Annotated in this window: 12 protein-coding genes; 4 read left to right on the forward strand and 8 right to left on the reverse strand. The window is 64.6% G+C overall.

What is annotated here, in order from left to right; all coding sequences use genetic code 11:
• The first annotated feature begins 123 nt into the window (after window positions 1-123).
• On the forward strand, window positions 124-582 hold the full coding sequence (locus ACZ52D_RS19800) for an Lrp/AsnC family transcriptional regulator (protein WP_222455951.1): 459 nt from the start codon (window positions 124-126) through the stop codon (window positions 580-582).
• A 27-nt stretch (window positions 583-609) separates the two neighbouring features.
• Here the strand turns inward: ACZ52D_RS19800 and ACZ52D_RS19805 are convergent, their stop codons facing one another.
• The 7 genes from ACZ52D_RS19805 to ACZ52D_RS19835 all read right to left on the reverse strand — a co-directional run bounded on the left by ACZ52D_RS19805 (window position 610) and on the right by ACZ52D_RS19835 (window position 8585).
• Window positions 610-2409, reverse strand: coding sequence for an aminopeptidase P family protein (locus tag ACZ52D_RS19805; protein ID WP_464443640.1), 1800 nt, complete (start codon window positions 2407-2409; stop codon window positions 610-612).
• Window positions 2402-3400, reverse strand: a complete 999-nt coding sequence (locus ACZ52D_RS19810) for an ABC transporter ATP-binding protein (RefSeq protein WP_464443641.1) — start codon at window positions 3398-3400, stop codon at window positions 2402-2404. Before ACZ52D_RS19810 ends, ACZ52D_RS19805 begins: the two co-directional genes overlap by 8 nt.
• On the reverse strand, window positions 3397-4389 hold the full coding sequence (locus ACZ52D_RS19815) for an ABC transporter ATP-binding protein (RefSeq protein WP_464443642.1): 993 nt from the start codon (window positions 4387-4389) through the stop codon (window positions 3397-3399). The genes ACZ52D_RS19810 and ACZ52D_RS19815 overlap by 4 nt, the downstream gene beginning before the upstream one ends.
• 10 nt (window positions 4390-4399) lie before the next feature.
• Entirely contained in the window at window positions 4400-5266 is an 867-nt protein-coding gene (locus tag ACZ52D_RS19820; protein ID WP_464443643.1) for an ABC transporter permease, read from the reverse strand.
• A complete protein-coding gene (locus tag ACZ52D_RS19825) occupies window positions 5263-6204 on the reverse strand; it encodes an ABC transporter permease (RefSeq protein ID WP_464443644.1) in 942 nt (313 codons plus the stop codon). The genes ACZ52D_RS19820 and ACZ52D_RS19825 overlap by 4 nt, the downstream gene beginning before the upstream one ends.
• Window positions 6205-6270: 66 nt before the next feature.
• On the reverse strand, window positions 6271-7857 hold the full coding sequence (locus tag ACZ52D_RS19830; protein WP_464443645.1) for an ABC transporter substrate-binding protein: 1587 nt from the start codon (window positions 7855-7857) through the stop codon (window positions 6271-6273).
• A 128-nt stretch (window positions 7858-7985) separates the two neighbouring features.
• Window positions 7986-8585, reverse strand: a complete 600-nt coding sequence (locus ACZ52D_RS19835; RefSeq protein WP_222455944.1) for a helix-turn-helix domain-containing protein — start codon at window positions 8583-8585, stop codon at window positions 7986-7988.
• Between the two features lie 443 nt (window positions 8586-9028).
• Here ACZ52D_RS19835 and repA point away from each other — a divergent pair, with 443 nt between their 5' ends.
• From repA to repC, 3 genes are all read left to right on the forward strand, one after another.
• A complete protein-coding gene (gene repA / locus ACZ52D_RS19840) occupies window positions 9029-10237 on the forward strand; it encodes a plasmid partitioning protein RepA (RefSeq protein ID WP_222455943.1) in 1209 nt (402 codons plus the stop codon).
• Window positions 10234-11271, forward strand: coding sequence for a plasmid partitioning protein RepB (repB, locus tag ACZ52D_RS19845; protein WP_464443646.1), 1038 nt, complete (start codon window positions 10234-10236; stop codon window positions 11269-11271). The genes repA and repB overlap by 4 nt, the downstream gene beginning before the upstream one ends.
• 170 nt (window positions 11272-11441) lie before the next feature.
• The gene (repC, locus tag ACZ52D_RS19850; protein WP_464443760.1) at window positions 11442-12686 is read left to right on the forward strand and encodes a plasmid replication protein RepC; all 1245 of its coding nucleotides are present in this window, start codon (window positions 11442-11444) and stop codon (window positions 12684-12686) included.
• A 56-nt stretch (window positions 12687-12742) separates the two neighbouring features.
• Here the strand turns inward: repC and ACZ52D_RS19855 are convergent, their stop codons facing one another.
• Entirely contained in the window at window positions 12743-14005 is a 1263-nt protein-coding gene (locus tag ACZ52D_RS19855) for an AGE family epimerase/isomerase (RefSeq protein ID WP_464443647.1), read from the reverse strand.
• Window positions 14006-14133 lie beyond the last annotated feature (128 nt).

The following is a 14133-nucleotide window of genomic DNA, read 5'->3' on the forward strand; positions in this document are numbered from 1 at the left end:
GGCAATCTCCTCAAACTCATTTTGGGATAGTCTGCGCCCCTTGGCCGGGCGAAAGATTGCAAATTATGCCAAGACTGGTCTAGATATTGGCAGATTATTCCAATTTGGAGCGTAGAGGGTCGCATGGATAGCAAAGACAGGCAGATCGTGCGCGCCCTGCAGCGCGACGGGCGGATCACCAACCAGGAGCTGGCCGAGACGGTGAACCTGTCGCCCTCCCCCTGCCTGCGCCGGGTGCGCAACCTGGAATCACGGGGCGTGATCCGCGGCTACAGCGCCGATGTCGACGCCGCCGCCTATGGGCTGCCGATCACCGTCTTCGTGCGCATCCGTCTGGAACGGCACAATGAATCCGACGTGCAGAACTTCGAGCGCCGCATCCGCACCATCGACGAGGTGCTGGAATGCCACATCATGACCGGTGCCATGGACTACCAGCTGCGGGTGCTTGTGCCCGACCTCGCGGCCTATGAGGATTTCATCCGCAACCGCATCCACCCGATCGGCGGCATTGCCTCGATCGACACCAGCTTTGTCTACAGCACCGTCAAGAAAACCGCCGTGTTTCCGCCCCGCGGCTGACGGCTGCGCGGCGGAGTGTGAACGCCGTCAGATCGCAGCGGCGGCCTGGGCCAGCCAGCGGCGCGCCGGTTCGCTCAGCCGGGGGGCCAGCAAATCCTGCAGCTCTGCATGATAGCCGTTCAGCCAGTCACGCTCGGCGCTGCTCAGCGCTTCGCGGATCAGCATGTCCGTCTGGATCGGCGCATAGGTCATGTTGCGAAACGCCATGAAGCCATCCGCCTCCTCGACGATCTCAAACAGGTTCTCGATGCGGATGCCAAAGCGCTCGGCCTCGTAGTAGCCCGGCTCGATCGACAGCACCATGCCGGGCTTCAGATCCACCGGGTTATGGGGTTTGCCGATCCGCTGCGGATGCTCATGCACCGACAGCCGGTGGCCGATCCCGTGACCGGTGCCATGGTCATAATCCAGCCCCAGATCCCACAGCGGCCGGCGGCAGATGGCATCGATGTGATGCCCCTGCGTGCCCCTGGGAAAGCGCAGCGTCGCCAGCGCATGAAACGCCTTGAACACCGCCGTATAGGCGCGGTCATAGCCCTCGGGGCGCGCCCCGAAGGCAAAGCTGCGGGTCGCATCGGTGGTGCCGGTCTCGTACTGGCCGCCGCTGTCCAGCAGATAGGGGTTCTGCGGCAGCACCGGCGCGTTGCGCTCGGGCGTGGTGGCATAGTGGCACATCGCGGCATTGCCGCCCGCCGCCGAGATCGAGTTGAAACTCTCGCTGAGGAACCCCGGCTGCGCCCGGCGCAGTTCCAGGATCTTCTGCTCTGCCTCGCGCTCGCTGACCGGGTTGCCCGCCGCGGCCCGCGCCGGCACGGTCTCGGCCAGCCAGGCGCTGAACTCGGTCCAGGCAACCCCATCGGCAACGTGACAGCTGCGCAGCCCGTCCAGTTCCACCGGGTTCTTGACCGCCTTGGTCAGGGTCAGGATGCCGGGCTCGGGCAGCACCTGCGCACCCGCCGCCTCAAACGCCTGGCGAAAGGCCACGGGCGAGAAATCCGGATCGATCAGCACCCGCTGGCCGGGGCTGACAAGGTTCCGCATCGTCTCCAGAACATCGCCCGGCGGGCAGATCTGCACGGTGTCGGGCAGGCTCTCGCGCAGCCCCGCCTCCAGCTTGCCCGCCTCGACAAACCAGCTCACCCCGCCATCGCGCCCGGCCAGCAGAAACGACTGCGGCATCGGGTTGAAGTCCACATCCGCGCCGCGCACGTTCAGGAACCAGGCGATGTTGTCGGGCTGCGCCTCGGCGAGGAAATCGGCGCCGCGTGCCTCCAGGTAGGCCATCAGATCGGCGCATTTCTCGGCACTGCTGCGGCCCGCGAACTGCTGCGGAAAGGGCGAGATCGCCCCCATCGGCGGCGCGGGCTGGTCCAGCCAGATGGCATCGACCGGGTTGGGGCTTTGCGCCGCCATCGTGGCCCCGGCCGCCGCGCAGGCCGCCGCGAAACGGTCGTGCCAGGCGGGCGGCAGATGCATCGCGTCATAGCCCACGCGCCAGCCCGCGGCAGCCTTGCGCCGCAGCCAGTCCTCCGGCGGCTCGTCAAACAGGTGGTGGTGCGAAAACAACGGCCCGGCGCATTCATTGCCCAGCTGCACGCTGTAGCGCCCGTCGACGAAAACCGCGACGGTTTCCCGCGTGACCACCGCCATCCCGGCAGAGCCGGTGAAGCCGGTCACATAGGCCAGCCGCCGGTCATGCGGGGCGACGTATTCGCCCTGGTGGGCGTCGAAGCGCGGCAGGATGAAGGCGTCCAGCTCACGGGCCTCCAGCTCGGCGCGCAAGCCCGCGATCCGGTCAGCGGTTCCGGTAAAAAAGGTATCAGGCATGGGTATTGATCTCTTTGACATGGTGGCAGGCAACCTCGCCGCGGCCCTCATGGGCGGTCAGCCGGGGCTCCTGCTGTTTGCAGATTTCGCTGGCATGGGGGCAGCGCACATGAAACGGGCAGCCGGGCGGCACATCCATCGGCGAAGGCAGCTCTCCCTGCAGCCGGATGGCGCTGCCCTTGTCATCCGGATCCAGCGAGGGCGCGGCACTCAGCAGCGCCTGCGAATAGGGATGCGCGGGGCGGGCAAACAGGGTCTCGCTGTCGCCGATTTCGACGATCCGGCCGAGGTAGATCACCGCCACCCGGTTCGACACATGCCGCACCAGCCGCAGGTCATGGGCGACGAACAGGATGGTCAGGTTCAGCCGCTCCTGCAGCTCCAGCAGCAGGTTCACCACCTGCGCCTGCACCGACACATCCAGCGCCGAAACCAGCTCATCCGCGATCAGCACCTCCGGCTCCACCGCCAGGGCGCGGGCAATGGCGATGCGCTGGCGCTGGCCGCCGGAGAACTCATGCGGCAGCTTGCCCGCCGCGTCCTGCGGCAGCCGCACCAGCTCCAACAGCTCCGCCACACGGGCATCGATTTCGCTTTCGGGGCGCATCTGGTGCACCCGCAGCGCCTCGCTCAGGATCTGGCCCGTCGTCATCCGCGGGTTCAGCGAGGAATAGGGATCTTGGAACATCATCTGGACCCGCCGGTTGTAGCTGCGATCCGCGCGCGCGCCCTCGGCAAAAATGTCCTGCCCGTGATAGGTGATGCGGCCGCGCTGCGGCGTGTAGAGGCGCACGATGCAGCGCGCCAGCGTGGACTTGCCGCAGCCGGACTCGCCCACGACGCCCAGGGTCTCGCCCTTCTTCAGCGCGAGGCTGACACCGTTCAGTGCGTTCACCACCCTTCCCGGGCGCCGCTGGATCACATCCGCCAGCGTGCGACCCAGCTGGAACTCCAGCCCCAGGTCGCGGATTTCCATCACTGTCTCGCTCATGCGGCGTCTCCCTGTGCGGCACGGGCCGGGTTGAAACAGGCAAGGCTGCGCTGCCCGCCGACCGGCGCCAGCGCCGGGCGCGCGTCCAGACAGGCCGCCGTCCGGTTCGCGCAGCGCGCCGCAAAGGCGCAGCCCGGCGGCAGCGCATCGAGGCTCGGCGGCGTGCCCGGCACCGAATAGAGCTGCGTGCGCGGCGGCACGTCCTGCGGCACCGAACGCATCAGCCCCTCGGTGTAGGGATGGCGCGGGCTGCGCAGCACCTGCCGCACCGGCCCCGTCTCGACGATCCGCCCGGCGTACATCACCGCGACGGTCTGGCAGGTCTGCGCCACCACGCCGAGGTCATGGGTCACCAGGATCACCCCCATCTCCAGCTCCTCCGCCAGCGACAGGATCAGATCGAGGATCTGCGCCTGAATGGTCACGTCCAGCGCCGTCGTGGGCTCATCCGCCAGCAGCAGTTTCGGACTGGCCGCCAGCGCGATGGCGATCATCACCCGCTGGCGCATGCCGCCAGAGAACTGGTGCGGATAGTCCTGCAATCGCGACGCCGCAGCCGGGATGCCGACATGGTCCAGCATCTCGATGGCGCGGTCCCGCCGCGCCCTGCGGCCCAGATCGGTATGCGCCTTCAGCGTCTCGGTCAGCTGCATCCCCACCGTCAGCAGCGGGTTGAGCGAGGTCATCGGCTCCTGAAAGATCATCGCGATCTCGCGGCCGCGGATGCGGCGCAGCCGCCGCTCCGGCAGGGCGGCAATGTCCTGCCCCATCCAGCGCACCGCGCCGCTGACCTCGCCATAGCGCCGCGACAGCCCCAGGATCGAGCGCAGCGTCACGCTCTTGCCCGAGCCGCTTTCGCCGACCAGCCCCAGCACCTCGCCCTTGCCGAGGCTGAAGCTGACATCGCGCACCGCCGGCAGCACCCGGTCGCCGCGCCGGAAGGTGGTGCACAGATTGCTGACTTCCAGAATGGGTTGGCTCTCAGTCATCGTCGCCTCCTCAGCCGCGCGGCCGCAACAGGTCCGCCAGACCGTCGCCAATCAATGAAAATCCCAGCCCCGTCAGCACGATGGCAATGCCGGGCATCAGGCTCAGCCACCAGGCGGTGGTGATGAAATTGCGCCCCTCGGCGATCAGCACGCCCCATTCCGCCTGCGGCGGCTGCGCCCCCAGCCCCAGGTAGCCCAGCGACGAGCCCAAGAGGATCGCCAGCGCCATGTCGGTCATCCAGTAGACCACAACCGGCGTGATCGCGTTGGGCAGCAGGTGGCGGAAGATGATGCGCCGGTCCGAATAGCCCATCACCACGCCCGAGGCGGCATAGTCATTGCCCATCTGGGCAATCACCTCGGCCCGCATCAGCCGGGCGTAATAGACCCAGCCGACCAGGGTGATGGCGATATACATGTTGACCAGCCCCGGCCCCAGCACCGCCACCACCGCGATCACCAGCACCAGGAACGGGAAGGTGATGATCGCATCCACGATGCGGCCAAAGATCATGTCGGCAAGGCCCCGGTAGTAGCCCACCAGCGCGCCGACCACGACGCCGATCACCAGCGCAAACACCGTCGCCAGCACCGCCATCTGCATGTTCACCGAATAGGCGGAGATCACCCGGCTCAGGCTGTCGCGGCCCAGCATGTCGGTGCCGAAGGGATGCGCCCAGCTCGGCGGCTGGCGCACCGCGGTATAGTCGATGAAATTCGGATCATAAGGCGCAAACAGCCCCGGCGCGACCGCCAGCAGGGTCGACAGGCCAATGATCACCATGCCGATCACGAAACCCGGCTTGCGCAGGGCGATCTGCAATCGGCTCTTCTGCGGCGGCGCCGCCGCGGCGGATAGGGTAGATGTCTCGGTCATGTCAGGCGCATCCTCGGGTCCAGCGTGCTTTGGAACAGGTCGGTCAGCAGGAACACCACCGACACCAGCACCGCGAAGGTCAGCGTCAGCCCCTGGATCAGCGGGTAGTCACGGGCGAAAATCGCCTCCAGCATCAGCCGCCCCACCCCGGGCACGGCAAACACGGTTTCCGTCACCAGCGTGCCGCTCATCAGGTTGCCGATCGACAGCCCCAGCAGCGTCACGGTGGAGATCATCGCGTTGCGCAGCACATGGCGGCCCAGGATCAGCCGATCCGGCAAGCCCTTGGCGCGGGCGAACTGGACATATTCCGCGTCCAGCACCTCGATGATCGCGGACCGCAGGTTCCGCATGATGATCGCCGAGGTGTAAAGCGCCACCGCCACCGCGGGAAGGAACAGGTGATAGAGCTTCTCGACGAAACTGCCGCCATAGCCGCCGACCGGAAACCAGCGCAGCTGCGCGGCCAGGAAGGTCAGCAAGATCAAACCGATATAGAACACCGGCATCGACAGGCCGACCTGGAATACGGTGCGGATCACGGTGTCCGGCCAGCGCCCGCGGTTCAGCGCCGCGACAAAGGCCAGCGGCCCGGCGATCAGCAGCGACAAGGCGACCGCGTAGACGGTCAGGAACCCGGTCACCGGCAGCCGCTTGGCGATCACCTCGGTGACCGGCGCGCGCATCAGGATCGACTGGCCCAGATCGCCCTGCAGCGTATTGGTCAGAAACAGCCCGAACTGCACGATCATCGGCTCGTTCAGGCCCAGCCGCGCCCGGATCGCCGCCAGGTCGGCATCCGACGCCCGGTCGCCGGCGATGGCGATGGCGGGATCACCCGGCAGCAGGCGCACCAGCACGAAGATGATGACCATCACCAGGAGGAAGGTCGGGATCATCAGCAGCAGGCGTTTCAGTATGTATTGGACTCTGTCCATGGCAGTCTCCGTCGCAATCGGCGCCGCCGGACCGGCCGGCAGCGCCAGGCACCCCTCAGGCCCGCATCAGCGGCTGACGGTTGCCTCTTCAAAGACGTTGTTGCCGAGCGGCGTCTGCACATAGCCCTCGACAGCCGGGGATACGGCCACCGCAAAGGGCGTCTCATACATGAACAGCAGCGGCGCTTCCTCGGCGTAGATTTTCTGCATCTCGGCGTATTGCGCCGCGCGCGCCTCCACATCCATCTCGGTGGCCGAGGCCTCGAACAAGTCGTTGAACTTGGCGTTCTCCCAGCCGGTGCCCACCGCGTTCGCCGTCGGCGTATAGCCCAGCCAGCCGGTCACCTGGCTGGGGTCATTCACGTCGTTGACCCAGCCATAGGTGTGGATGTCGAAATCGCCCGAGCGGTTCTTGGCCCCGCGCGTCGCGCCGTCGACCTGCTCCACCTTCAGCTTGATGCCCAGGGGCGCCCACATCTGCTGCAGGGCGGCAAAGATGGTGCTGTCATCCGCCGATCCGGCCAGCGTGGTGAAGGTCACCTCGGTGCCCGGCGCGATGCCGGCCTCGGCGATCAGCGCCTGCGCCTTTTCCATGTCATAGCCGTAAAGCGGGTCCAGATCCGCCGCCAGATGGGTCGCCGCCGCCATCAGGGGCGAGGTCATCGGCTTGCCCGCGCCCTGCAGCACCAGCCCGATCAACGCTTCCTTGTTTGTGGCATAGTTCAGCGCCTGCCGCACCCGCGGATCGGCCAGCGGATTGGGGGAGCCATCGGCGCGGGTCTTGCGCGTGTTGATCGGCGAATAGATGATCCGCGTCGACGGGTAGAGGTTCATCTTGATGGTCGGGTCGGCCTGCAGCTCCGGCACCCGCGAGAACGGGATGAACTCGGCCACATCCACCTCGCCGGCCTGCAATTTCAGGATCCGGGTCGCATCATCCGGGATGATTTCGAAATGCACGCCGTCCAAATAGGGCAGCGGCTTGCCGTCCGCGCCTTTGCGCCAGTAATGCTTGTTGGCGCAGAACTCCATCGATGTGCCCTGCTCGAAACCGCAGAGGTAAAACGGCCCCGACCCCGCCCCGGGCCCGCCGGCGGCAAAGATCGCGGCGGTTTTCTCCTGGTCGGTGGCCCCTTCGGCCGCCTCGAAGGCCGCCTTGGACACGATGCCGGTGGTAAAGGTGGCCAGCATCTGCAGGATCGTCGGATCCGGCGCCTTCATGTGCAGCGTGATCTCGCGCCCCTCGGCCGTGACCTTGTCGATCGATCCCAGCAGACCCGCCCAGGGGCTGAGATCAGGATTGCGCGCCCGATCAAGCGAGAACACGACGTCCTCCCCGGTGATCGCCGTGCCATCGGAAAACGCCACCCCCTCGCGCAGCGTCAGCGACACGGTCATGCCGTCCGGCGACACGCTGTGCGCCTCCGCAAGGCCGGCCACGACCGAGCTGCCATCGGGGCTTTGCCGCAGCAGCGTGTCGAACAGGCTGCCGACCATCCAGATGTCGGGATTGCGGTCTGCATAGATCGGGTCGATCAGGTTCGATCCGTCATAGCGGGCAAAATTCAAAATGCCGCCGCGCTCCTGCGCAGCCGCCGGTCCGGCCAGGGCTGCGGATAGGACGGCGGTGACCGCCAGCAGAGATTGTCTCATGGATGCGCTCCTCCCAAAGCGATTCTCGATCCTGTGGAGGCAGCATACATCCAGATCTCACAATTACTAAAACTTTTTTTAGTGGAGTTAAAATTCAAGGCAGCGCCGCAGCCCTGCACCCCACCCCGTCAGTCCAGCTTGCCGCCTTTCACAGGCCGCGTGCTGACCCACATTTCCACCGATCCCTCATCGCCCAGAACCTTGGAATAATGCGGCTTCGACGTGTCGTGATGGATCGTGTCCCCGGCTGACATCAGGTGCACTTCTCCATCCAGGTGATATTCCAGCCGACCGGACAAAAGATAACAGAACACTTCGCCCTTATGGCACATCTTCTCCGACACATGACCTGCCGGACGGTGAATGATCGACGGGTAGAACAGCGCGCCGGCAAAGCCCGGCCCCAGCTTCTCATATCGCCGCCCGCGCGTTCCCAACGAATAGGTCTGGCGCTTATCACTTGGAATATATTCGGAAAATTCTTCAGGCACGCTCAAAAGTTGCTCGATGCTGGTCTGCAGCGCCGCGGCGATGGTCATCAGCGACGACAGCGAGGGTGAGCTGATGCCGCGCTCCACCTGGGAGATGAACCCCGTGGTCAGGTCCGCCTCTCGCGCAACCTCCACCAGCGTCTTGCCCAGGGCCTTGCGGCGATGGCGGATCGCGGCACCCAGCTGCGCGGGCTGATCGTTCTTGCTCTTCTTTTCGCCTTTGTTGGATCCGTCCATCTGTCTACCTTCGCAATCTGGGCGGGATGCAGCCCCGCAGTCTGCTCCTCCCCTGCCACCAGGGTCGGAACAGGCGGAACCATAGCCAAAGACCATTCAACTTGCACTGCAATAATTTTAGTCAGGCTGTATTGGCACCAGCGGAAACCGGCGGTCATTTCCGCCCCCCTGCCCTCCCCAACCACTCAGCGCCGCATGGCGTTGACGTCGCCGACAGTCTATAAGGCAGCGCAAGCATCACCTCGGACGCCCCTTTCCAGCGCTCTGGCCGGCCGCAACTGGCAAAAAACACTTGCACGAATCCCGCGGTTTATCCAATAGTCACGAAAAAGCAGCGGCAAACGCCAATAACCGTGAACACGCAAGCGGGCAGAAACACGCAGCAGCTCGCACCCACGGACAAACGGCAGAGCGGCGCAGGACAAACGGGCAGACGAACGCATATGGATCACACCTACACCCCGGAAGACCTGAACGCGGTCATCCGCCAGCACTCCGAATGGCTTGCCAATCAGCTGCACGCGCAGCGCGAAAGCCTGTTCCCGCCGAATGCCTCGAAAACCATGCGCAAATTCACCTCGGGCGAGGCCGCGGCCCTGCTCGGGGTCAATGATTCCTACCTGCGCAAGCTGCATCTGGACGGCAAGGGCCCCTCGCCCGAGCTGACCGCCGGCAACCGCCGCCAATATTCCGCCGAGGACATCCAGGAGCTGCGCGTGCTGCTGGAAAAGACCGCCCGCAAGCCCGGCGACTACCTGCCCGGCCGCCGCCGCAACGAGGACGGCACCGGCTACAAGGACCACCTGCAGGTCATCGGCGTGATGAACTTCAAGGGCGGCTCCGGCAAGACCACCACCTCCGCCCACCTCGCACAGCGCCTCGCGCTCAAGGGCTACCGGGTTCTGGCCATCGACCTCGACCCGCAGGCCTCGCTGACGGCGCTGCACGGCGTCCAGCCCGAGGTCGACCTGCTGGAAGGCGGCACCCTGTTCGATGCCATCCGCTACGAGGACCCGGCACCGATCCGCTCGGTCATCCGCAAGACCTATTTCCCCAATCTCGACCTCATCCCCGGCAACCTCGAACTGATGGAGTTCGAACACGACACCCCCCGCGCCCTGTCGCAGGGCAACGCCGGGCTGTTCTTCTTCCGGGTCAAGGACGCGCTGGCACAGGTCGATGATGACTATGACGTCGTGGTGATCGACTGCCCGCCGCAGCTCGGCTTCCTGACCATGTCGGCGCTCTCCGCCGCCACCGGCGTGCTGGTCACCATCCACCCGGAAATGCTCGACGTGATGTCGATGTCGCAATTCCTGCGCATGACCGCCGACCTGATGGACGTGATCGCCGAAAGCGGCGCCGACATGAGCCACGACTGGATGCGCTACCTGCTCACCCGCTACGAGCCGTCGGACGCGCCGCAGAACCGCATCGTCGCCTTCCTGCGCACCATGTATGGCGACAAGGTGCTGAACGCGCCGATGCTGAAATCCACCGCGATTTCCGATGCCGGCCTCACCAAGCAGACCCTCTACGAGGTCGAGCGCAGCGCCTTCACCCGCGCCACCTATGACCGCGCGGTCGAAAGCCTCAACGCCGTCAACGACGAAATCAGCCAACTCATCCAGCAAACATGGGGACGCGAATGACCAGCCGCAAAAAATCCCGCATGTCGATGCTCGACAGCCTCGCCGCCGCCGGAGCCCCTGCCCCGGCGATGACTGCGCAGGCCAGCTCGATGATGTCCAGCAACCGTGCCCTGCGCTCGGCCCGCGACGCGGTGGATTCGCACCGGGTCTGGGATCTGGAACCGCATCAGATCGAGGACACCCGCGTCAACGACCGGCTCGACCCCAATGACATCCTCGACCTGCGCGAGGCGATCGAGGCCAACGGCCAGACGGTGCCGATCCTGGTGCGCCGCCACCCGACGGAGCCGGACCGCTACCTGCTGGTCTATGGCCGGCGGCGACTGGAGGCGATCCGCAATTCGGACAAGGTGACCAAGGTCCGCGCCCTCGTGGCCAACCTCGATGACGACGCCGCCGTGCGCGCGCAGATCTCCGAGAACATGGCGCGCCGCGATCTGTCCTTCATCGAAAAAGCCCTGTTTGCTCAAGAGCTTGTGGAGAACGGTTTTGGCAACCAGTCGCAGGTTGCCGAGGTGCTGACAGTTACCAAGTCGGCGGTTTCCATGGCGATTGCAATTGCCGAGACGATCACCCCGGAGCTGATCCGCGCAATCGGACCCGCCCAGGGCATCGGTCGCCCGCGCTGGGACGCTTTGGCCAAGGCCATCGCCGAGACCAACCCCAGCCGCGACCGGCTGATCGCCATCGCCGAGGACGTCTACAAGACCTTCACCATCGAGGCCGTGACCGAGGGCAGCAACGCCGATCCCGCGGATCCATCGGTGCTGGCCTTCGAGGCGGTCTTCAAGGCCGTGGCCCCGGCCCCGGAACCCAAGGCGGCAAAACCGGCCAAGCGCAGCAGCTCCAGGGCGCAGGCGCTGACCGTCGGGGGGCGCAAACGCGGCGCCACCCTGCGCCGCACCGCAAAAGGCGTCAGCCTCGAGCTCGCCAGCGGCGATTTTGCCGATTGGCTGGAAGCCGAGGCGCAAACGCTGATCGACGACCTTCACGCCCGCTGGCAACAGCAGGCCGAAGACCATAACGCACAATAATCACAGGAGGCACAGAGCAGACCAAAAAAGAAGGCCCCGCAAAGCAGACGCTCCACGAGACCAACTTGTTTCTAGCACTCTCAAGTTAGTGGCCGGAGCCTCCAACCGCAAGTCCAAAGCGATTCGCGGGCCGCTCTTTTTTTGTCTTTCGTGAAAAAAACATGGGGTACATGCCAATCACGCCTTTCGGGCGAACAGTGGACGCTGTCCTGCTGCAACAGCAGGCCGCCGCCACTGAGCCCTCCCCTGCGGTCGACAAATGGGACGCGCTGCGGGCCCTGGCCGCCGCGCGCAAGACGTATCACCTCAGCGACCGTGATATCACAGTTCTGCAGGCGCTGCTCAGCTTTCTTCCGGCCAAGACGCTGGACACCCGCACCAACCCGACCGTGATCCACCCGTCCAACCGCGCCATCTGCGAGCGGCTGAACGGCATGCCCTGCTCCACCATGCGCCGCCATGTGGCCCGGCTGGTGCAGGCAGGCGTACTGATCCGTCGGGACAGCCCCAACGGCAAACGCTACGTGCGCCGTTACCAGGGCGAACGGGTCGCCTTTGGGTTCGATCTCAGCCCCTTGGCCAGCCGCTACGGCGAATTCTGCACCGCCGCAGAAACTGAACGCGAGGCCCAGCTGGAGCTCAAACGCCTGCGCGAAACGGTCAGCCTGATGCGCCGCGACCTCGCCAGCCTCACGCTCTGTGGCATGGCCGAACAGCCGGACCTGACGGTCTGGAACCAGTATGATGATCTGGCCCAGCTCACCGCCCGCACGCTGCGGCGCAAGCTGACTCTGGAGCAACTGCGCCAGCTTGAAATTCAGCTTGGCGAGGCTCTGGAGCAACTGAAATCACTGCTCTGCCCGCCCCAATCCACGACCGAAACCAGTGCGGACGCAGCAGAATTGAACACCAATGACGCTGAAAATGAGCAGCACTATCAGAATTCCAAGAAAGACTCTTTTGAATCTGAACCGCAGCCCTTGGAAAACGTCGAACCAAACCAGCAATCGAAAATTGCCGAGGCAACGGACGAGCCAAAAGCAATGATGGCTTCAATTGATCGTCCGTCCAATGCTCAGAAAAATCATGGCCCCAAGTTGCCTCTGCGGTTGATTGCGACCACCTGTACTGAACTCGCTACCTATGCCGAGACGCCACTCACCAGCTGGCCTGAACTGATGCGCACAGCAGAAACCATCCGGCCAATGATGGGCATTTCGCCTCCCGTCTGGGAGCAGGCAAAACGCAGCATGGGCGCAACAGAAGCCGCTGTGGTTCTCGCTGCCATGCTGCAACGTTTCAGTGAAATCCGCTCACCCAACGGCTACCTGCGCCACCTCAGCGCCAAGGCTGTGGAAGGTCAATTCACCAGCGCCCCGATGGTGATGGCGCTGGCACGCAACGAGGCTGCCTGACATGCCTAGGCCCGGCCTCAGCACCAGACCGGTCGTTGCCGACCGCGTCCTGCGGATCAGTTCAGCTCGCCTGTAATTGGATCCAGGCGCTTCAGATCCCGGGCATGGCGGGACAACCGAGGTGTCAGCGGAAACAGCGCCGCTTGCACCGAGTGGTAGATGTCGGGTTTGCCGGGAAATTGGCGTGATATCGGACGGTTTTGGTCATCGAGCTCCGGGTACCACCCCCCGCGCCTATGATCGATCAGATGCGCATCCGCAAATGCCCAAAGACGGCGATACCATTCTTCATCTTCTGGGCGACCTTCCAGTTTCAGAAGCGCTGCCATTGCACCAATCGCCTCGGTCACCGGCCACCAATAGCGGTCGGCAATCGCCACTTTGCCACCGTCGCCGAGCGTGTAGGCAAAGCCGCCCAGTTCCCAGTTCCAGGCATCCTTCAGGGCCTGTTCAATAAGACAACGTGCGTGTTCGCGCGCAGTGCTTTCGGGGCGCCCGCTCAGATCCCAATGTTGCAGCAACAGCCGACCCATTTCGAAGGAATGCCCCGGTGTGGTACCCGCGGGGCGAAACATCGGATTGCCGCTGTAGCTTCGGTCGATCTGCCAGTTGGCATCATAATGCTCCGGCAATCGCCAGCCTTCCTGCGGTGCAATTTGAGCGACGAAGAAATCCAGAATACGCCGAGCCCGGTCCAGAAAGATCCCACGTCCGGTCGCCTCATACGCGGTCAGCAGCGATTCCACGGAATGCATATTCGCATTCATGCCGCGGTAGTCCGAAAACGGCGTCCAATCCCGGTTCCATTCATCGGCGAACAGCCCATGTTCGTCCTCCCAGAACTTCTCTTCCATCAGGATCCAGGTCTCATCAAGGAGCGCTTCAGCGTTCGGATGTCCCGCCTGCAAGGCGCTGGCAGCGGCGAGCAACACGAAGGTATGCCCATAGGCCAGTTTTCGGTCATCTGCTGGCGCGCGACCCTCGACAGCCCAGAAGTACCCGCCATGGACAGCATCGTGGTGGTGGCTGCGCAGGTAGTGAAGCCCATGGTCGACGATGTCTGCCGCACCGTCGTGGCCGAGCATCTGCGCCAGTGCAAAAGAATGCACCATGCGCGTGACGCTGTGCAGCTCGCGGAGTTGGTTCGGTATCGGAGCACCTGAGAAATCCAGCGTATGAAACCCGCCCGCCGGATCGACGCTCGTCGCGAAGAAGTCAAATTGCCGTCTGGCCTCGCTCAGCAATGCGGCCCGGTGGCCGGTGTCCTTGATCCACAGTTGGCTGATGTCGGTCGGGCTGTTGGCAATAATATCGGACATCGGGAACTCCAGATTTGCGTCGTTGCATGTCATCGGGTCGTGCGCTGTGGCGGTATGGGGGCGGTTCTCAGCGAGTTCACAACTGTGAACTTCCATTTGCGCGGCCCGTTTTTGCCTTTCCTCGAGTG

It is taken from the genome of Leisingera sp. S2M4 (assembly GCF_055398055.1).